Consider the following 18,343-nt stretch of genomic DNA (forward strand, 5'->3'; position numbering starts at 1 on the left):
TATCCAATGCCGTGCTGTTGTTCAGGATGTCAGGCGATGGGAATTACAGTCGATTGGTTAACATATTCTAAATAGCATGGAGTGCTATATGTTGAAAGCAAGAGAAGGAACTCATGGCGGGTTATCAATTTATACACTACGAAGCATACGGAACTAAGGGGACGAGTAAAAAGCGCAGTCTGACGTCAATTGCGCGGGAGGCTGAACGGGTGTCTTACAGCCACCCGCATGTTAAGTCGCCGTTGCAGCCTGAGTACTTACTGGGCACTTCGTTCGTTGCAGTGGCGGAGCAGGTTTCGATAGCGGCAGATGCGAGCACCACTTTGCATGGCGGTAAAAAGCGCAAGGTAAGGGCCGACGCCAATACAGGCATTGGCCTGATAGCGAGTTATCCGCTGTCAGTCGCTGACCTGGACGCGCTGCCGGACGAGCAGCGGCAGCTGCGCCTGGCAGAGATACGGGAATGGGCGGAAGACTCAATTGCATTTGCGCAAAGCGAATTTCCCGGCCGCGTACAGGTTGCCGCGCTGCATTGGGACGAGAGTCATCCGCATATCCACATTCTGGTGGGGGCGACCGAGCCCTGCAATGATTTCAAGCAATTGCACAAAGGTGAGCTGGCCCGCCGAGCTGTGCAGGGCAACGACCGTACAGGCCAAGGTAAAAAAGCCGGTAACGACGCGTACAAAGCTGAAATGAGGAGGTTTCAGGACCGTTATCATCATGAAGTTGCCGTGCACTACGGTCAGGCCCGCATAGGGCCGCGGCGTCAGCGGCTGACGCGTGCGCAGTGGCAACGTGAGCAAGCTAAGGCGGAAGCCCTGGCCAATGCCAAGCGGCAGGCCGATATCGTGGACCGGCAAGCGGCAAAGGTCCTGTCGGACGCCCAGGCGCAGGCTACGTGGCTTGTGGAAGCGACGCAGGAAGAAGCCCGGTTGCAGACCGCGCGCATTGCGCAAGAAAAGGAGCGGGCCGAAAAACTGCATCAGCAAGCCCAGGCGGATGCGCTTGTTGCGGCTCAGGCGCGCCAAACGGCGGAGGATGCGCGGGTCGCGGCCCAGGCACTGGTGGAAAAATTCAAGCCGTACGAATCACTGGGCGGCCGAATACTGGGGTTCTTTGGTCTCAAAAAGCTCTTCGAGCACCGGGCGGAAAAGCGCTGGCGGCAAAAAACAAAAGTGCTGCATGCGCAGATCTACCGGCTGACCGGCGAAGTGAGCCGCGTGGATGCGATTAATTGTGAGCGTGAGACCGCAACACGCGCGCTGAATGCGCTTAAAGTGGCTTTACAGGTGCCTATCGATGCTCAGGCTTTTCGGAGCGAAGGTGATGCTGTCCGGGCGCGACTCGACCAATTGCAGCAGTTCATGAAAGCCAGCTCGAGCGATCAGGTGCTCGCGGATGTGCTGGATAACTATGTGATTCAACTGCGGTTGATGGCACATACGCAGCCTGGCAACGGGGTAGGGGGCGCGGTTACAGATCCGGCGCAGTCGTTGTAGGCATGGTCGACCTAGCGGTTCAGGATGTGCCGAACAGCCCAACGCCAGCATACTTTTGGGCACAAGCGTATAGGCTGAAAATGTTGAAAGTTTGCCTGCGATCGTGAATAAAGGCTTTTTTCGATTTCAAGCTCCTCGGGGTTCTTAGTCAGTTGTCGCTTGAGTCGGAGGCTCTCTTCGGCCAATACACACTCTCGTTCGATGGCACTCTGTTGCAAAAACTGAACACCGTTAAAATGTGGGCTGATTAGAGCTGGTCAAGCCGCCTATTTCTCGATTGCTTTTTTGCGATATTCGAGCGTTCCGTCAGCATCATGTCTGGTCCGATGCCAAGCGTACGTTACCTTGCCCATGGCTCCTGGCTCCTGGCTGGATTTTAATGACAGTCGCCTGTCGTTTTTTCAGCGCTCGTATGACCTTCGAAACCTTTGATCGTCGCATTGGATGAAAGAGACTGCGGCGGTAAACGTATAGCAGACCGGAAACGCTTTACAACGCCACAGCGCTCCATTCCTCCTCACTACCTCGGCCATTGTTTCCGGGTAGTCCAGCGCCTGTTGCGTTGGCATGCCCGGATTAATGGGACCTCCGGTCAGCCAAGCATTCCCGTATCGCCGCAGACTGAAATCGACTGTCCCGACACGGTCATGCTGCGAGGGCTGGCCAGGAAAATAACCTGATCGGCGATCTGCTGCGGCGTGACATAGTCATGAATCGAGGTGAACGAAAACGCCTCGCGCTCCGCTTCATCGAAGCTAGTACCCCTTGCCAGCGCCCGTGCTTCCAGCACTCTGCGCTGGCGATCACCGGCCACTATGCCGGGCAGGATCGCATTAACGCGGATCTTGTCCGGGCCCAGCTCGATGGCCATGGACTTGGTCAGGCCGATCACACCCCATTTGGCCGCCGCATAGGGGCTGCGAAGCTTGAAGCCCAGTCGGCCCGCCAGCGAAGAAATGTTCACGATCGACGGATTGTGGCTTTGTCGCAGATGCGGGACGGCGCGACCGATGGTTACGAATTGGCTGGTCAGGCAGATCGACAGGCATTGCTCGATCACTCCTACCTCCAGGTCCTCGATCCGCCCGGTCGGCCCAGCTATACCGGCGTTGTTGACTAAACAGTCGAGCCCGCCAAGTCGCTCCACCGCCGCATCAACGAATCGCGTCAGGGCATCACTATCCGCGACATCGACCTGCTGCCGAAAGATATCTTCAGGCAACGCAGCAAGGGCTACTTCATCAATATCGCAGGTGGCGACTTGTGCGCCAGCTTCGCGGAAGCCATCGACAATCGCGCGCCCGATGCCTCCTGCACCGGCCGTGACGATAATGCGGGCACCTTCAAGGGACAGATCCATGCAAAGTATTCCTTCTTTTAGAGGCTGGGGTCGGAACCGCCAAGCGTATTAATGACCCGTCAGCGTCAGAGACAGCCAGGGGACGAAACTGATGATCATCAGCACCACAAGCATAAGTGCGACGAAAGGCAGGATTGCTCGCGTCAGGTGCGCGATCGAGATGCGTGATATCTGTGAGGCGATGAACAGGTTCAGCCCCACCGGTGGTGTGAACATTCCCATCGCGAGATTCACCACCATGATGATGCCGAAATGGATCGGGTTGATGCCGAAATTCAGCGCGATCGGCAAAAGGATCGGTGTGAATATCAGGATCGCCGCCGCTGCCTCAAGGAACATGCCGACAAAAAGCAGCAGAATGTTGACTAGGATGACGAACAGCCACGGGCTGTCGATGAAGCCGACCACCAGTTCGGAGATGAGCGTAGGGATCTCCAACGACAGGATGATGCGCCCATAGAGCCCGGCGGTTGCGATGATGCTGACCACCACAGCCGAGGTGACGGCAGATTTTCGTAGAATGTCTGGGACATCTCGCAACGGCAGTTCACGATAGATAATGGCTCCGACGATGAAGGAATAGACCACGGCGATGACCGCTGCTTCCGTCGGCGTGACGATGCCGCCATAGATACCGCCGAGAATCAGCGCTGGCATCAGTAAGGCGAGGATGGCCTTGCGGCCCGCCCGAAAAATCTCGGCGAAGCTTGCGGGCTCGTCACGCGTCGCGGGATGCTTCAGCGCATGGAAATAGGCGTAGAGCATCAGCGAGCCAACAACGACAAATCCCGGCAGGAAGCCCGCCGCGAACATGTCGCTCACGGACTGGTTGGCGGCGATGGCATAGAGGATCAGCGGAATACTCGGTGGAATAATGACGCCCAGTGCACCGGACGCGGCCTGATTGGCCGTTGCATAAGAGGCGCTGTAGCCTTGGGTGATCATCGCCGGGATCAAGATGGCCCCGACCGCCGCAGTGGTTGCTGCGCCTGATCCAGAGATTGCGGCGAAGAAGGCTGACGTCACGATGGCCACCATTGCCAGTCCGCCGTTCATGCTGCCTACGAGCGTGCGCGAGAATTCAACCAGTCTGTGCGAGATGCCACCGCGCTGCATCAGATCGCCCGCGAGGATGAAAAATGGGATGGCAAGTAACGGGAATGAATTGATTGAACGAATCATCTCTTGCGGGACGATAAGCATAGGCATGATCTCGCCCAGCCAAATGGTGACGATCGCAGCAAGCCCTAGCGCGAAGGTCACGGGCACGCCAACCACCAGAAACAACAGAAGTGACCCAAAAAGAAGCACAGCCATGACCTAGTCCTTTCTTGCGGTAAAGTTGTCTGCGATGATGGCGAAAGCATTGATAAGAATCATTGCCGCGCCCGCAGGCACTGACGCGTAGAGCCAGGCCATCGACACCCGTATGCTGGGCGCGGTCTGCGCGACAACGCGTTCCGTGATGTTGACCCCCTCTGTCAGCAAGACCCAGGCGAAGATGCAGGATGCCACCGCAATGATCAGGCGCAGTCCCTTTGCAAACCGCCCCCCCGCAATCTCGGAGAGCATGTCGACCGCGATCAGCGAGCCGTGGCGATAGGCGTAAGCCGCCCCCAGCATGGTCAGCCAGACCATCGAGAAGCGAGCGACTTCCTCGGAGAAGGTCAGCGAATTGCCCATCACGTAGCGCGCGAAGACCTGCCAGCTAATCAGCACGGTCATCACCAGCAGGAGAGCGGCCAGAAACCATCCGCACAGCCAGTTGACCTGGTCCACACCTCGTATCAGCTTACGCAAAACGACTTGCATCGGAATCTCCTGAAGTGTTGGAAATGGCGGGCCTTGGCTGCTTGCCGGGCCCGCGCCAAAGAGAGTGCAATCAAGGCTGGAAGTTGATAGCGGCATTCACCAGTTCGGCCCCGACGGTCCCTTTCCACTGCTCAATTACAGGCTGTACACGCTCCCGGAATAGTGCGAGATCGGGACGTGTGACGACCATTCCTAGCTCTTCCAATTTGGTGATAAGTTGTTGTTCCATGAGCTGTGACGCTTCACGCTGTACCTGCACGGCGGTTGCGGCAGCCTCAAGTACGATCGCCTGATCCTGGTCCGGCAGAGAGTTGAAAAGCTTCGACCCCATCATCAAGGGCGCCGGCGAATACACATGGCCCGTGAGGTTCAGGTATTTCTGCACTTCATAGAATTTGACGTCATAGATCGTCGCGATTGGATTTTCCTGGCTGTCCATCACGCCCTGCTGAAGCGCTGTAAAGACCTCGGTCCAGGCCATGGGCGAGGCATTAGCCCCCAGTGCGCTCCAGGTATCGACCTGCACACGGCTTTCCTGTGTGCGGTGCCGGATACCGGCCAGATCATCGGGTGTATTCAGCGCCCGAACGCTGTTGGTGTTGTGGCGGAAACCGTTTTCCATCCAACCCAGGATCTTGACGCCTGCCTGATCGTCCAGCTTCTGCGCCAGCCCGTCACCATATTGCCCATCCAGAAAGCCGTAGGCCTGTTCAGGGCTGGTGAAAACGTAGGGTAGGTCGAACAGCATGAAATCATCGACGAAGCCACCCATGGGTCCGGTCGAGGAAATACCCATGTCGATCAGGCCGAAGCTTATTCCCTCGACGACCTCGCGTTCACCGCCCAAGGCGTTGTCGTAATGGGGCCGGATGGTGAGGCGCCCACCAGACAGTCTCTCCAGCTCCTCACCGAATTTGAGTACGCCGACTGCGTGATGCGAGGTTGGCCCGAGAGGCAGGCTTACATCAAATACCTCGGTTTCCTGCGCGACGGCGGTGCCGGCCATGAAGCTGATCGTAGCCGCGGTGGCAAAGACAAAGTTTCGCATTTCTTATTTTTCCTTTGGAAATTTATTTTCGACTGTCAGTGGCAGTCGCTTAATCACACAAAGCGTGATCACACTTACTATACATTGTCATTTTTGAAATCGTCAAGACGCTTTATTATGGTTATTTTATTGACTATTGTTTGCTTTATGCTGCAATCTTTCTGTAAACAACATTTAAGTGAGATCACACTTTGGGTGAGCCTATTCAACCTCCTATGAACGACGTCCAGCGCGACAGTTGGGCCCGGCTGGGCCCGCTGGCGCTACAGGAAGGTGCGACCGCGCAATCGCTGGTCTACGCGACACTACGTCATGCCCTGATCAGCGGTTATTTCCGCCCGGGCGAAGAAATCAGCTTGCGCAAAGTGGCGGCGGTTCTGGAAACCAGCGTCACCCCCGTGCGTGAGGCCTTGCGGCGACTTGAGGGTGATGGCGGGCTCGAGACGTTCGGCGGCAACCGTGTTCTGCGCGTCCCCATCCTGACGGATGCGGAATTGATTGATATCCGTGATATCCGCGTCAATCTTGAAGGCTTCGCCGCAGCACAGGCAATAAACCGGATCGGACCGTCCCAGATGCGCGTCATCAGCAACGCCTTCAATCTGATGCAAAGCGCTACTGAAACCGGCGATGTCGACATGTACCTGGAAAACAACTGGCGCTTCCATTCGCTCATCTATCGCGCAGCAGATAGGCCGATCCTGATGAACCAGATCAAGGGCTTGTGGCTGCGGGTGGGGCCGCTTATCCGCATCGCTGTCGCGGCGCCGATGCATTTCGACCAATCGATGGCCAGTCATTGCGCTGCCTTGCAGGCGCTGCGGGATGGCGATCCCGAAGCCCTGCAACAGGCCATCATCCGCGACATCACTGAGGCTGCCAGCGATCTGCAGAAGACTCTGCGTATCTGGGAGGCTCAGACGGAACAACACAGCCGCCGCGGCGGGAGGAACTCCAAATGACACGACGCGTTGCAGTTATCGGCGGTGGCCTGATCGGCCGAGCCTGGGCATTGGTTTTTGCGCGGGCAGGCTGCGAGGTGCGGCTGTGGGATCCGGACCCCAAGGTGCGAGCGCGCGCACTCGACGAACTGGCTGAAGCCTGCCACCTGAGTGGCGACGACCCAGCTGCCCTTGCGCAGGTGACGGTTTGTGCAGATATGGCCGCTGCCGTCGACAAGGTGGAATGGGTTCAGGAAAACGGCCCAGAAAAGCTGGAAATCAAGCGCGAGATATATGCCGAACTCGATCGCATCGCTTCGATGGAAACGATCCTCGCCTCATCCAGTTCGGCGCTTGTCGCCTCGCGCTTTGCCACAGGTCTGCCGGGGCGGGCACGTATCCTTGTGGCGCATCCTGTGAACCCGCCCCATGTCATTCCGGTGGTGGAACTATGCCCCGGCCCTGATACCGCGCCTGAGGTCATGGACCGCGCCGAGGCGTTTATGCGCGCCGTGGCGCAAGTACCTGTTCGCCTAGCCTGCGAGATCGACGGCTTCGTGCTGAACCGGTTGCAAGCAGTGTTGCTTGCCGAATCGCTCCGGCTGATTGAGCAGGGCATCGTGACCCCACAGGGGCTGGACGACACGATCTGCCACGGCCTGGGGCGGCGCTGGGCGCTGCTGGGACCGATGGCGACGATCAATCTGAACGCGCCGGGGGGGGTGAAAGATTATCTTGACCGCTACGGCCCCACCATGGCGCGGCTGAGCGACAGCGCCGCACGGGGGGAGGCTTTCACCGAAACTGCCGCCGACATCATTGCAGCGGATCTGCCCGCGCCCGCACAGGTGCAGGAACTCAGCCGCCGGCGGGATACGCGGTTGGCCGAGTTGGGCCGATTTCTACGCGACAACGACTAACACTAGGAGAACTTAATTATGACCACCAAGCGTAAAGTTATTATCACCTGTGCCGTCACCGGTGCAATCCACACACCATCCATGTCGGAATATCTACCAGTCACCGCCAGCGAGATCGCCGAAGCCGCGATAGGCGCGGCCGAGGCAGGGGCGGCGATTGTTCATCTGCACGCCCGTAACCCCGAGGACGGTCGCCCCGATCAGACTGCCGAAGCCTTTAAGCCCTTTCTTGAAGTTATCAAGCAGCGCTCGGATTGCGTGGTCAACATTACTACCGGCGGCGCCCCCACCATGAGCATCCAGGATCGGATCCGTCCCGCCGCCAAATGGAAGCCTGAGCTTGCGTCCTTGAACATGGGCTCTATGAATTTTGGCCTCTTTCCGATGCTCAAACGCTTTGAAGGGAAGCTGAAGCACGAGTGGGAGCGGAACTATATCGGTGACAAGGGTATCTTGTTCCACAACACGTTCGAGGATATCGAACACATTCTCACTACGCTGGGCGCCAATGGCACGAAGTTCGAATTTGAATGCTATGACACAGGCCATCTGTATAACCTCAAGTACTTCATGGATGCAGGATTGGTCAAGGGGCCGCTGTTAATCCAAACGGTATTTGGTCTGATGGGCGGTATTGGTGCGCATCCCGATGACGTGATGCACATGAAACGCACCGCTGACCGTCTGTTTGGCGACAGTTACCGCTGGTCGGTTCTGGGTGCGGGCCGTAACCAGCTGCCGATCGCCGCGATGTCGGCTGCTATGGGCGGCCACGTGCGGGTGGGTCTGGAAGATTCGCTCTGGGCGTCGGCCGGTCGTCTGGCGACCAGCAGCGCCGAACAAGTACAGGCTGCACGGCAGATCATCGAGGGGCTTGGATTGGAAATTGCCTCCCCCGATGAGGCGCGCGAGATGCTTGAACTGAAGGGTGCTGACAAAGTTTCTTTCTGATATCGCTGCCGTGGCAGTCTTGCGTCGCCACGGCCTCTGCGCCGCCAGCATTTCGCGGGCGGTACACCCAACATCACATAACAAGAGGAGTTGGCATAATGACCGGCTGGCTATTTGACCTAAACAATATGAGCGTTCAGGGACCTGACGACGGGGAGGCTTGGATCGCGCCTGGCGCCATCTTGGTCGGAGATGTGCGTCTCGCCCGCGACGCCAGTATATGGTTTGGGGTAGTCATGCGCGCTGACGACGACACCATCGAGATCGGTGAAGGGAGCAACGTGCAGGACAATGCGGTTCTGCATGTCGATCCCGGCTATCCGTTGCGGATTGGTAAGGGGTGTACCATCGGCCACAGGGCAATGCTGCACGGTTGTACGATTGGCGACAACAGTCTTATCGGCATGGGCGCAATGGTGCTTAACGGTGCAAGGATCGGCCGCAATTGCCTGATAGGTGCCGGTGCCCTCGTCACCGAAGGGATGGTAATTCCCGATAACACGCTGGTCGTGGGCAGTCCCGCGAAGCCGAAGCGCGAGATTGGGCCGGAAGGCGAAGCTGACATCCGCCGGGGGGCCGCAGCCTATTGCGAGCGATGGAAGCGCTATCGGGCGGAGCTTGCCTGCCGAACTACTACCTCGGGCATTGTCATTGGTCGCGGAGCGCCGTGATAAACCAGCGTTTCCCGCCGAACCGCAGTCACAATCGGCACCGGGCGTCACCAGCACTGGCACGAGCGTTTTCACCGGGTTGCTGACAACTGTTGGCTAAGACGCGTTGTTATCGAGCTATTCCATCGGGGGGAGAAAGCCAAAAAAGGAAGTAGTGCCTATTGATACGAATCCCACAGCTCTATCCCTATCACTTTATCTGCAATCTACTGTCATATTTGCCATCGAATGCCAAAAATCCGCTCTTTCCTAGCCTGTCGGACTAGAGAGTCTGGCAGGCTCGACACAACCAAAAATAGGCAATGTTTGAGGATTTCTACGTATTTACGAGCTAATCCCTTCGTATTTCCCTACTGCAGTCGCAATACGGCCATGCTTTAAATCCCACGCCAGACCAACCAACGGCCATTCCCGGTCACTCCTGTCAGTCCGCGCAGCGAGAACTGGCGAAAGCCGAGCACCATTTTAATAATGCCGAACACCGGGTCGAGCGTTTGCTTGCGCAACGCATAGGCAGCGCGTCCCGCGTTGGTTCAAAGTTTGTGCGTCATCCGCAGCAGGTGGCGGCTTTCTAGCTTGACGGCGAGGTGCGGATCGATGCTCAGGCTTTTCGGAGCGAAGGTGATGCTGTCAGGGCGCGATTAGAGCAATTGCAGCAGTTCATGAAAGCGCACCAGTTCGAGCGATCAGGTGCTCGCGGATGTGCTGGATAACTATGTGGTTCAACTGCGGTTGATGGCACATACGCAGCCTGGCAACGGGGTAGGAGGCGCGGTTACAGATCCGGCGCAGTCGTTGTAGGCTTGCCAGACCAGGCTGTCGGTGATTTCTTCTTGAGAAGCACCAGTCCATCCCCTGGGTTTAGGCCTAGCGCTTCACAGTACTGCACATACTCGTAGACATTAAGTTTGCGCTGCCCGAGCTCTACTTTGCTAACAAACTGAAAGGGCTCATCCAGGCGCGCTGCCAGCTCTCGCGTGGTTAAGCCTGCCTCTTCACGGGCGCAGCGTAGCCAGCGAATCAGGTCATCGTAGCGAGTATTGTTAATCGTCTTGATCATTGTCCCTATTTTAGAGACGTGATACATTTTCCCCAAATCAGGGACGAGCGAGGAACATATGCATCATCTTCAGACGAACAAACGCACTGACAGTCTAAAAGTGGTGTTCATTTGCGATACGTTGAGGGCATGTGCAGATCACTGGACTGTGTACAATCCTCCTGCTTGTCCGATTGCGTTTACCGACGCCTTACTGCCGACTGAAGAAGGGCTGGAGAAGGTATTGGACCTGTGTGAGGAAAATGATCTTGCAGGACGATTACTCGCGGACTGCTCATGTAGCTGCAAGCACAAAGCGCGTGATCGAGTTATTTATTATAAAAGTTCCTCCTGTCTATCAAGGGGCGAAATTGATAAATTTCTTGTCGGCGAAAATGGATTGGATGTTTTTAGGACAAACCCACTTTTGTCATTATATTTCGTTGATGTGATTATGCATGATATTCTTCGTGTGGCGGTTCAGGGTGCTCAGTCTGCATTGAACTCTTCCGACCTAACACAATGGGAGTTTCCAGACTTTACAGATCGGCCATATTTACTTAAAAATACGATAAACTATCGAGCGCTTCACTTTCTTCTACGCTATTCTATTGGAGAAATCTACGGCATATTTTATGACTGGATGGTTAAAGATGAACTTAGCTTCACTCAACTGCGCGAGGGGCTCAGTACCGATATTTCGGGGATTTATTTTGCAGCTCCGGTAGGTCGTCCATCCCGTTCAGAGTTGCCATTTTCCAAGCTCTCCATTTTTGTAAAAGTACTCATGAGTCGGTGGCTTTATGTCTTTAATGATCGCGAACTTTCTGAGTTTAGACTGGCGCGTATAATGCCGACTTTAGGTTCTATGGAGTTATAATTTAAATTCATTGGTGTCGGTTAGCTTATCGTCTCTACTTTGCTAAGCTCGTAGACCTGCTGGAGGATAATCGATGCAAGTTATGCGCGTATTATTTAAGCACCGCCTGTTTTTTCGCTCACTGAATCACGATCTAAAATACCTATCGAACGGTACTGTTGCCGTTCGTGTAATGGTTGTGACAGAGGAACCGCCGTTACTGATCCTCGACTGCATTGGCAATCCGCACTACCCGGCGAACGCAATGTGGCAGCGTTACCTGCGTACAGGAAATTTACCATGTTAGGTCTATCAAACTTGGCGGCAACCTCAGTGTTGCCGGCTATCTGACTGCTAACAGACACCACAGTTAAAATCACCGTTTTATCTCATGGCTCGAGTCTAGATCCATAATCATTGTTGAGTTGAAATTCCGCATGCTTTGCTAAAAATATCTGTCCGGAATAGGGTATATTACTTCTCGATATCTCTTAGATAAGACTTGATGACAACAAGATAAAATAAAAGAGTTTTCTTGGTTATAAGAGATGGTTTTTCGTTTTTTTTTTTAGCTTGATAAAATCAAGACCGAGTGACCGACTATGTCTTACTTCAAAGCTGCGCTTTTCCGTAAGACTCCGCGGCCAGGGGTAAACCCCTTGGATCCCCTATATTGAGTTCAACGCAAGTCAGCGTATTTTACTTGTTCGCGTTGGGGCTCAGTGATCGAGTATCTCTATCAAACACTATGTACCCCTGCATGTGGCTGAACTCGGTTGAGATCGCACCATTTTGTCTTGTTATAAAACACCTTAGCTGCGGCCTATCACCTAAATCAGTGCCGGGAATCATTGCATCAATACCGTGCCGGTACTAGTCGTGTCTAAAGTATTGCCTTCATAGGGTAGAGCACACATCGTACGCCACAGTACTGCTGCTCAGGCCTCATCCAGTTGGTTTCTGAAACGGTCGAATTGGCCTGCGAATTAACGTGCCCTCAGATAGTTGCTGGTCAGACTTGCTGCCTCAATTCCTGAGGATATCCAGAACTTTGCGGAGGCGGATGGCGATTAATATAAGGGGTTTATAGGTGGCTGCGTCCGTTGTTTTTGCTTTGATTAATCGAGACGTAATCGGGATACAGCGAGCTATGATCCGGCTGTCGTTGCCAAGCGGGGTAGGGTATAACACGCTGAGCGCTAGCCAAGCTTGTGTGACGGAAGTGGCAGTGGTTTGTAGGGGATAATGGGTCAAACCATCATCACAAGGAGTTGTGCGAATGAGAACGATGTTATTGGCTGTCAGCGGTATGTCGCCTGCGATCATCACCGAAACGCTGTTTAGTATCAATCGCAAGGGAAGCGCGTGGCCTCAGGCACTTAAGATCATCACTACGTCCAAAGGTGCGGAGCGGTTGTGGCAGGGGCTGGTCTTGGACGGTCACCTTGATCGGCTCTGCGCTGTGCTGGATAACCCCCGCATACCGTTCAGCAGGGACGATATTCTTGTGGTCCCGGGGAAAGATGGAGAGCCGGTCGTTGATGCCCGTAGCGTTGAAGACCACGAGGCGCTGGCCAACTTCATCGTCACGACGGTACGCGACTATACCAGGGATGAGAATACCGGGATTCATGCCTCGATTGCGGGCGGCCGCAAGACCATGACCTTTTACCTGGGCTATGCCATGAGCCTGTTCGGCAGGCGCATCGACAGTCTGTCCCATGTGCTGGTCAGCGAAGGCTATGAGAACCACCCTGACTTTTTCTATCCGACTCGCGAAAGTCACCCCATACGGCTGCGTGACGGAACCACTCTGGATGCCCGGGATGCCGAAGTGACCCTGGCTGACATCCCCTTCATCCGACAGCGGCGCCTGGTGCCTGAGCTGCTGAAGGAATTCAGCGAACAGGTTAACTTCCGCGAGCTGGTTAACCTGATCAACCTCGGGGACGAGCCGCAGGCGCTCAGGCTGGATATCTACCCTCGCGAGTACAGGCTGCGGGTCTATTCCAGTCATTCAGAGGTGGCGAAAGATATTCACATCTCGAACCTGTGGCATTGGGTGCTGTATTTGCTGCTTGCAGCAGAGACGCTGCAGGCCAGCGATCGAGGTGGTTATGCCAGGCCTGGCCGTTCGGAGCCTGACTCCGTGCTCGCAATTCAAATGGCGATGACGCTTGCCGAGCTGCGTGGTATTCAGTGCTTAGGCAGTAGCGTAGAAGAACTGATTGACGAGCTGCTGCAAAACGACAGCCTCTGGGAGCAGCATTCGAATCTGGAGCGCAGCCTGCAGGCCGTTCGGAACAAAGGCGGTGTGACCGATACCCAGTTCAGTACCTATTTGAACAGCATTCAACAGGAGCTCACCAAGCACCTGCCAACGAATCTGGTGCAGTGCCTGATGCCGGCGCAGATGTTCGATGAGAATGGCGAGGCGCTACTCGTTACCGGCAAGATCAAAAACAAGGGGTGCGGATATGGCATACCCTTGCCCAACCCGCACAAGCAGATTCGCATCCTTGTCGATTGATGCTCGCTGCCCGGCGATTCTGGAAGCGCCTGGGGTGAGCATCGCTCGTATCGCGGTTTTTGTGTCGCCCAGTTCCGCCTGTGTTGAGGGTGATGTTGCACCTAATGATACGAGGCAGTTCCCCTTTAACTCGAAACAAGGAAGCCGGTTTGGCCATACATGATCTGACACCCATTACCTATCTATGTATTGCTTCGGAGTTCAATCTTCCCGAACTGGAAGCCTGTCTTGCCATGCGCCCCAGTCACCTGATATTGATCGTTAGCGATTTCCCAAAAGCCCAGCAGGGCGCAAAACGGCTGGCGGCGGTGCTAAAGACGGAGCTTCCAGGCGTACAGATCCATAGACCTGACACCGAAGCCGCGCTTAACGGCGAAGATATCGCTGCTGTGCTGCACTGGGTGGCGTCCACGCTCAAGCCATACTTGAGTAAACACACGCCCACAGATAACGCCTCGATCCTGAACTTCACCGGCGGCACCAAGGCCCTCAGTATGGCATTACTGACCTCGCTGGATTGCCAGCAGCTGCACTACAAGGGGATTGGTCAGAACAAAATTCAGGTGCTGCAGCTACACAACAATCAGTGGCAATCAGATAGGGCGCCGCTGCTACCCGTGACCGCATCCCCGTTACAGGTCGCTCGGCTCTATGCCGGCGATGTGCGGGTTGGCGGTGGTTTGCGAGATTCTGAGCACCTCACGGGCCCGCTGGCCGCCGCTCTTTGGGAAGGGCTGGAGCAACGGGAGCCAGGCTTGCTGCAGCTGTTTGACGCGCTGGAGCGGATCTGGTCGGCCGGGCGTGATAATCCGGCGTATAAGCGCGCTGACCTTGAGCTTTTATTTTGTGACTTTCTGCAAGACGAAAAACTGCTGCCATCCATGCACGCCTGGTTACAGCAATTTTCAGCGCTCGCGCCTCGGCAGTTCCGTCTGGAAGCTAGCCGCTTGATACTGCCGGGCAATGGCGCCAGAAAATCGGGTAAAGATCTGCGCAAATGGATCTGTGGAGATTGGCTGGAAGAGCTTGCCTTCCTGTGGCTGAAAGAGGCTGGAATCCCCCCCGAGCACATGGCACGCGGTGTCGTGGTGAGTGATGAGATAACGGGGGTGTCCGAGACTGGGCGTGAAACCGATCTCTTCGTACATCACGAGGGCATAAGCTACCTGGTGGAGATTAAAGCCGACCTGCCACCGGAGACTGAAATCCGGTCGGTGGAGCATCAGTTGTCGAGCCTTGGCAACCGCTTAGGTAAAACCCGCAAGCTGCTATTCATAGGCCCGCAGTTCCGTGAAAAACTGAGTCAGAAAAAACACTGGGATCTGTTCGAAGCACGTTTCGAGGGAAGCGAAATTACGCTCTGTAGCGATAGAAACAGCCTTTTACAGGCTCTTAAACTGACATAAAACGCTGCGGCCTCATTGCATCCCCATGATCTCAAACACGAATTTAATACACAGGTGAAATGCTCAGTATGGATATTACGCTTTTACTTCCCGGAGCCCCGTCTCAACGCCCCCAGCAATATAATTTGCGATCTGAGTTGCAGTTGGGTGACGATATTACCGCCAATGAGCTGGAGCAACTGGCAGCCTTGGGCCTGGGCGCGCATATCGCGTGCATTATTGCGGGCATGAACAGCAATAATGCACTGATACGCAAAGGCAGTCAGTTATGGCCGCAGGCGCAACTGTTTCATCACCAGGGTGCGCAGACCTGGTCCAGGCAAGTCGACGCCAGTCATCCGCCGCCAGCGCAAGCGCCGCGGCCGAACAGGTCGGCGGGGGATCAGAATGCAGCGGATGACGCCAACAAACGGGCCAGCGGCATCGTTCACACAACCTTTCTGCGTCACGCCTGGGGTAAAGACAAGTTCCAAAAAGAGTTGCAGAGGCTCGAGCTGGAGGCCGAAACCCTTATCGACAAAGTCGCCAATCTGGATCAAAAAATGCGGCGGGCAAAACGCAGGGGTGATGCGGCCAATGCGCTGGTAGCTGAGCTGTACAAAAAGCTGGGGGCGCTGGGCGACAGTGTCGAATTCGAGCAATGGTTCGACGCAACCGTAGCGAAGGCTGAGGCCCCGGTTGCCAAACATTTGCGCCTGGAACTCGAAAAGCGCAGGGAATATATCGTTACACAGCAGGCGAAGCATCAGGACAATAAAAACTACAGCATCCGCTCTCCTGCGCTACGGCTAAGGGCAGACGGGCATCCGAACGCGCTCACCAACCTGAACCCCGCTGAGCACTGGACCATACTGGTGGATGAAACCGGCCAGCACTTCGACCAGGAGGTCGATGCACTCAACGAGAGCGATAAAAATGTGGGTAAAGTCGTTGCACTGGCCCTGTCCGAACACTGCAAGCTGGCCGCCCTGGAGCCCAGCTTTCATGCAACCAATGAGAGTGATGCGCGTATTGAGGCCGTGCTACGCGAGCTGACGTCCCAGCCCGTGGGCATCTTCGGCTTTTCCAGCCAGGATCGAGTCTCCAGCCGGTTCAGCTGGCTGCAGCAGGTTGATCAACTGGTGCGCTGGGTACTTCGCCTGCTGCCGTTAAAAACCTCTGCGCCAACCCGGGTTGAGTTCCTTATCGAGCAGCGCGGCGGTTGGGATAGCAAGGTGGATTGGAAGATACGTACCGAAACTATCCTGGCCGAGCTTCAGCAACTAATCCCTGAGCGTTACGCCCGCCTGGCGCTGGATATCCGCTTTATCGACAAAAACGCAAGCCCTTTCAATGGCTACGTGGATACAGTGGCCAACTGTTGGGGCAGTGCGCAACCGATCAAGAAAAAGCTGCTGCAACACTTTGCGCTGCTCGATCATTGCCTGCTGCATCCCGCCGATGACCGTGCCTACGAACGGATGCTGCTCAGCCTGGAGGGAGGCCTGGCGCTGCGTCCTGCCGACTGGTATCAGCTTTTGCAGGAAGGGGGCGACGATAGCGAACAGGCCTTTACGCTGTTGAGCGGCTGTATCGCTCAGCTGGGCGAAAAGGTACGACAGCAACCAAGGTTATGGAGCGCCTATCTGAATGAGGTGCAGGTGCAGCTTCGGCACAAGACCTATTCCCTTGCCGGCTTGATGAGAACCATTGCCTGGCTGGAGGCTTACAAACCCCAGGACGCCAATATTCCCCGTCTGCTGCAGCTCCAGCACAAGGCCGCCTGTCTGGCGGTGTACAATCACCGGGGCCTGTGCAACCCGCAAATGGTGGCAGAAGCGGTAACACTGGCGAATGAGCTTATCGACGAAGACGCTCCCCAGGCCTGCGAGATCATCCTCAGGGCCGTGGTTGCCGCGACCAATGCATTCGACTTCAGCAGCATGGATGATTTTGTGCAACAGTGGCTGCAACTGCCGATTGCGACGCTCGGACTGCTCAATCATGCCAAGCTGCACTCTACCCGGGGGCAGTTGCTGGCATTTCGGGGAGAATTTGCGCAGGCTGTCGAATCCTTCGAGCAGGCTATCGCGGTGTTCACACGCTTATCCGATCAGGAACTGGCCGCCAGGGAAATCGGGCAAACCCGAACCTATGTGCTTTTTGCCAGGCTGAATGACCCGACGACGGCGTTCGAGTCTTTCAAAAAACAGCTCGATCAGCACCTTTCCAGTGTGTTTGGATGCAGCCCCGAACGCATCCCAAGCAATATTGCGAGCAGTGATTCCAGTATGCGTTACACACAGCAACTCTATTTGCGAGCGCTCGTGCGTTATCCATCCGAGATGGCAGCAGAGCGCGAGCTTTACCTGAACGCACAGGGTCGCTGGCAGGAGGGCGAGGATCACCCCTGGCCTCTGATTCTGGCGTACCGGGCCTGGCTGCTGGCAGAGGCCGGTAACCGGCCACAGGCCAGCGAGTTGCTGCAACAGGCCATCCACCTGTGCGATGAGATCCCGCACAGCACGCTTAAGTGGATTGGCTGCGTGCTGCAGGCCCTCGGGAGCAGGCTGGATATAGCCGCTCCCTACTGTGAACCGCTCAACGGCAAAATGGCCGAATTGCAGCGGGCGCTTCCGGGCGCCCCGCATCAGGCGCTGGAAAAACTACTGCAAGGGGAGGCTTCCAGGCCCCAGCTGCTGAAAGCCCTGAAACAGTGCCTGCCATTTAACTTTCATTGAGCCCAACAGGCTGTGCCCACCTTGCCGGTCGCAGCCTGTTGTTTTCACAGGCTAACGCGGCTAACGCGGCTATCCGCGTTCTGTGTCAGGTCGATCTGTGTCGGTGGCCCTGGCTGCGCAGAAACAGCGGGTTTCATCAGCAGGCAGGTAGAGCAAAAACAGCAATGAAAGGTCGATCTATGAAGGGTTACTTCTGGTTAAAAATTAACCAACTTTGTGGCTAAAAATCGATCACTAAAAACAGCTGTTCAAGCTATTGATAGTATGAGATATTTTTTAAGCTCGGAGTCCGAGACCTGCCCCGAAACCGGAGGGGATTAAGACCAATATCTTCGATCTGTTTCCGGGCTTGCTCAATGTCCGAGACCTGCCCCGAAACCGGAGGGGATTAAGACCAGGCGGTGGCGGTCATCGCCCTGCATACGGTCCGAGACCTGCCCCGAAACCGGAGGGGATTAAGACAAAAAAGGGGGGCCGTAGCCCCTCTTTTTTTGTCCGAGACCTGCCCCGAAACCGGAGGGGATTAAGACCTAGGAGATATACCCCATGTACACCATCAAAGTCCGAGACCTGCCCCGAAACCG

Annotated in this window: 14 protein-coding genes, 1 pseudogene and 1 CRISPR repeat array (1 of these 16 cut by a window edge); of the genes and pseudogenes, 9 read left to right on the forward strand and 6 right to left on the reverse strand. The window is 55.7% G+C overall.

Going from position 1 to position 18,343, the window contains the following annotated elements; all coding sequences use genetic code 11:
• The first annotated feature begins 113 nt into the window (after nt 1–113).
• The gene (locus tag A8C75_RS06645; protein WP_157890229.1) at nt 114–1,502 is read left to right on the forward strand and encodes a plasmid recombination protein; all 1,389 of its coding nucleotides are present in this window, start codon (nt 114–116) and stop codon (nt 1,500–1,502) included.
• A 592-nt stretch (nt 1,503–2,094) separates the two neighbouring features.
• On the opposite strand, the gene A8C75_RS06650 is transcribed toward A8C75_RS06645, so the two are convergent.
• The 4 genes from A8C75_RS06650 to A8C75_RS06665 form a co-directional block, all read right to left on the reverse strand.
• Nucleotides 2,095–2,862: an SDR family oxidoreductase gene (locus A8C75_RS06650; RefSeq protein ID WP_067379755.1), complete on the reverse strand. Its 768-nt coding sequence runs from the start codon at nt 2,860–2,862 to the stop codon at nt 2,095–2,097.
• 48 nt (nt 2,863–2,910) lie between these two features.
• On the reverse strand, nt 2,911–4,179 hold the full coding sequence (locus tag A8C75_RS06655) for a TRAP transporter large permease (protein WP_067379757.1): 1,269 nt from the start codon (nt 4,177–4,179) through the stop codon (nt 2,911–2,913).
• Nucleotides 4,180–4,182: 3 nt separating this feature from the next.
• On the reverse strand, nt 4,183–4,674 hold the full coding sequence (locus tag A8C75_RS06660) for a TRAP transporter small permease (RefSeq protein WP_067379759.1): 492 nt from the start codon (nt 4,672–4,674) through the stop codon (nt 4,183–4,185).
• 70 nt (nt 4,675–4,744) lie between these two features.
• Entirely contained in the window at nt 4,745–5,722 is a 978-nt protein-coding gene (locus tag A8C75_RS06665; protein ID WP_067379762.1) for a TRAP transporter substrate-binding protein, read from the reverse strand.
• Nucleotides 5,723–5,937: 215 nt separating this feature from the next.
• Here A8C75_RS06665 and A8C75_RS06670 point away from each other — a divergent pair, with 215 nt between their 5' ends.
• The 4 genes from A8C75_RS06670 to A8C75_RS06685 all read left to right on the forward strand — a co-directional run bounded on the left by A8C75_RS06670 (nt 5,938) and on the right by A8C75_RS06685 (nt 9,205).
• Nucleotides 5,938–6,684 carry a GntR family transcriptional regulator gene (locus A8C75_RS06670; RefSeq protein ID WP_067379764.1) on the forward strand — a complete coding sequence of 249 codons (747 nt, stop codon included), beginning with the start codon at nt 5,938–5,940 and terminating at the stop codon, nt 6,682–6,684.
• Nucleotides 6,681–7,583, forward strand: a complete 903-nt coding sequence (locus A8C75_RS06675) for a 3-hydroxyacyl-CoA dehydrogenase NAD-binding domain-containing protein (RefSeq protein ID WP_067379766.1) — start codon at nt 6,681–6,683, stop codon at nt 7,581–7,583. The genes A8C75_RS06670 and A8C75_RS06675 overlap by 4 nt, the downstream gene beginning before the upstream one ends.
• Nucleotides 7,584–7,601: 18 nt before the next feature.
• Nucleotides 7,602–8,534: a 3,5-dioxohexanoate:acetyl-CoA acetone transferase gene (gene kce, locus A8C75_RS06680; RefSeq protein ID WP_067379769.1), complete on the forward strand. Its 933-nt coding sequence runs from the start codon at nt 7,602–7,604 to the stop codon at nt 8,532–8,534.
• 128 nt (nt 8,535–8,662) lie between these two features.
• Entirely contained in the window at nt 8,663–9,205 is a 543-nt protein-coding gene (locus A8C75_RS06685) for a gamma carbonic anhydrase family protein (RefSeq protein ID WP_067387047.1), read from the forward strand.
• A 350-nt stretch (nt 9,206–9,555) separates the two neighbouring features.
• Here the strand turns inward: A8C75_RS06685 and A8C75_RS22945 are convergent.
• Both A8C75_RS22945 and A8C75_RS06690 read right to left on the reverse strand, forming a co-directional pair.
• Nucleotides 9,556–9,738: pseudogene (locus A8C75_RS22945) on the reverse strand (transposase); the annotation flags it as partial.
• Nucleotides 9,739–9,980: 242 nt separating this feature from the next.
• A complete protein-coding gene (locus tag A8C75_RS06690; RefSeq protein WP_067286652.1) occupies nt 9,981–10,265 on the reverse strand; it encodes a helix-turn-helix domain-containing protein in 285 nt (94 codons plus the stop codon).
• A 58-nt stretch (nt 10,266–10,323) separates the two neighbouring features.
• On the opposite strand from A8C75_RS06690, the gene A8C75_RS23565 reads away from it, so the two are divergent.
• The 4 genes from A8C75_RS23565 to A8C75_RS06710 all read left to right on the forward strand — a co-directional run bounded on the left by A8C75_RS23565 (nt 10,324) and on the right by A8C75_RS06710 (nt 17,759).
• Complete coding sequence (locus A8C75_RS23565) at nt 10,324–11,124, forward strand: hypothetical protein (protein WP_157890230.1); 801 nt, start codon at nt 10,324–10,326, stop codon at nt 11,122–11,124.
• Nucleotides 11,125–12,382: 1,258 nt separating this feature from the next.
• On the forward strand, nt 12,383–13,633 hold the full coding sequence (csm6, locus tag A8C75_RS06700) for a CRISPR-associated ring nuclease Csm6 (RefSeq protein ID WP_084783807.1): 1,251 nt from the start codon (nt 12,383–12,385) through the stop codon (nt 13,631–13,633).
• A gap of 92 nt (nt 13,634–13,725) precedes the next feature.
• Nucleotides 13,726–15,039, forward strand: coding sequence for a PDDEXK family nuclease (locus tag A8C75_RS06705; RefSeq protein ID WP_157890231.1), 1,314 nt, complete (start codon nt 13,726–13,728; stop codon nt 15,037–15,039).
• Between the two features lie 143 nt (nt 15,040–15,182).
• A complete protein-coding gene (locus A8C75_RS06710) occupies nt 15,183–17,759 on the forward strand; it encodes a hypothetical protein (RefSeq protein WP_157890232.1) in 2,577 nt (858 codons plus the stop codon).
• Nucleotides 17,760–18,046: 287 nt separating this feature from the next.
• Nucleotides 18,047–18,343: direct repeats of the CRISPR family, unit length 37 nt; unit sequence GTCCGAGACCTGCCCCGAAACCGGAGGGGATTAAGAC; it runs 676 nt beyond the window's last position.

The organism is Marinobacterium aestuarii, from assembly GCF_001651805.1.
In the GTDB taxonomy this organism is placed as follows: domain Bacteria; phylum Pseudomonadota; class Gammaproteobacteria; order Pseudomonadales; family Balneatricaceae; genus Marinobacterium_A; species Marinobacterium_A aestuarii.

Coding starts and splice junctions, on each gene's coding strand:
- A8C75_RS06645 (WP_157890229.1), top strand. CDS start 114: ATGGCGGGTTATCAATTTATACACTACGAAGCATACGGAACTAAGGGG.
- A8C75_RS06650 (WP_067379755.1), bottom strand. CDS start 2,862: ATGGATCTGTCCCTTGAAGGTGCCCGCATTATCGTCACGGCCGGTGCA.
- A8C75_RS06655 (WP_067379757.1), bottom strand. CDS start 4,179: ATGGCTGTGCTTCTTTTTGGGTCACTTCTGTTGTTTCTGGTGGTTGGC.
- A8C75_RS06660 (WP_067379759.1), bottom strand. CDS start 4,674: ATGCAAGTCGTTTTGCGTAAGCTGATACGAGGTGTGGACCAGGTCAAC.
- A8C75_RS06665 (WP_067379762.1), bottom strand. CDS start 5,722: ATGCGAAACTTTGTCTTTGCCACCGCGGCTACGATCAGCTTCATGGCC.
- A8C75_RS06670 (WP_067379764.1), top strand. CDS start 5,938: ATGAACGACGTCCAGCGCGACAGTTGGGCCCGGCTGGGCCCGCTGGCG.
- A8C75_RS06675 (WP_067379766.1), top strand. CDS start 6,681: ATGACACGACGCGTTGCAGTTATCGGCGGTGGCCTGATCGGCCGAGCC.
- kce (WP_067379769.1), top strand. CDS start 7,602: ATGACCACCAAGCGTAAAGTTATTATCACCTGTGCCGTCACCGGTGCA.
- A8C75_RS06685 (WP_067387047.1), top strand. CDS start 8,663: ATGAGCGTTCAGGGACCTGACGACGGGGAGGCTTGGATCGCGCCTGGC.
- A8C75_RS06690 (WP_067286652.1), bottom strand. CDS start 10,265: ATGATCAAGACGATTAACAATACTCGCTACGATGACCTGATTCGCTGG.
- A8C75_RS23565 (WP_157890230.1), top strand. CDS start 10,324: ATGCATCATCTTCAGACGAACAAACGCACTGACAGTCTAAAAGTGGTG.
- csm6 (WP_084783807.1), top strand. CDS start 12,383: ATGAGAACGATGTTATTGGCTGTCAGCGGTATGTCGCCTGCGATCATC.
- A8C75_RS06705 (WP_157890231.1), top strand. CDS start 13,726: ATGTTGCACCTAATGATACGAGGCAGTTCCCCTTTAACTCGAAACAAG.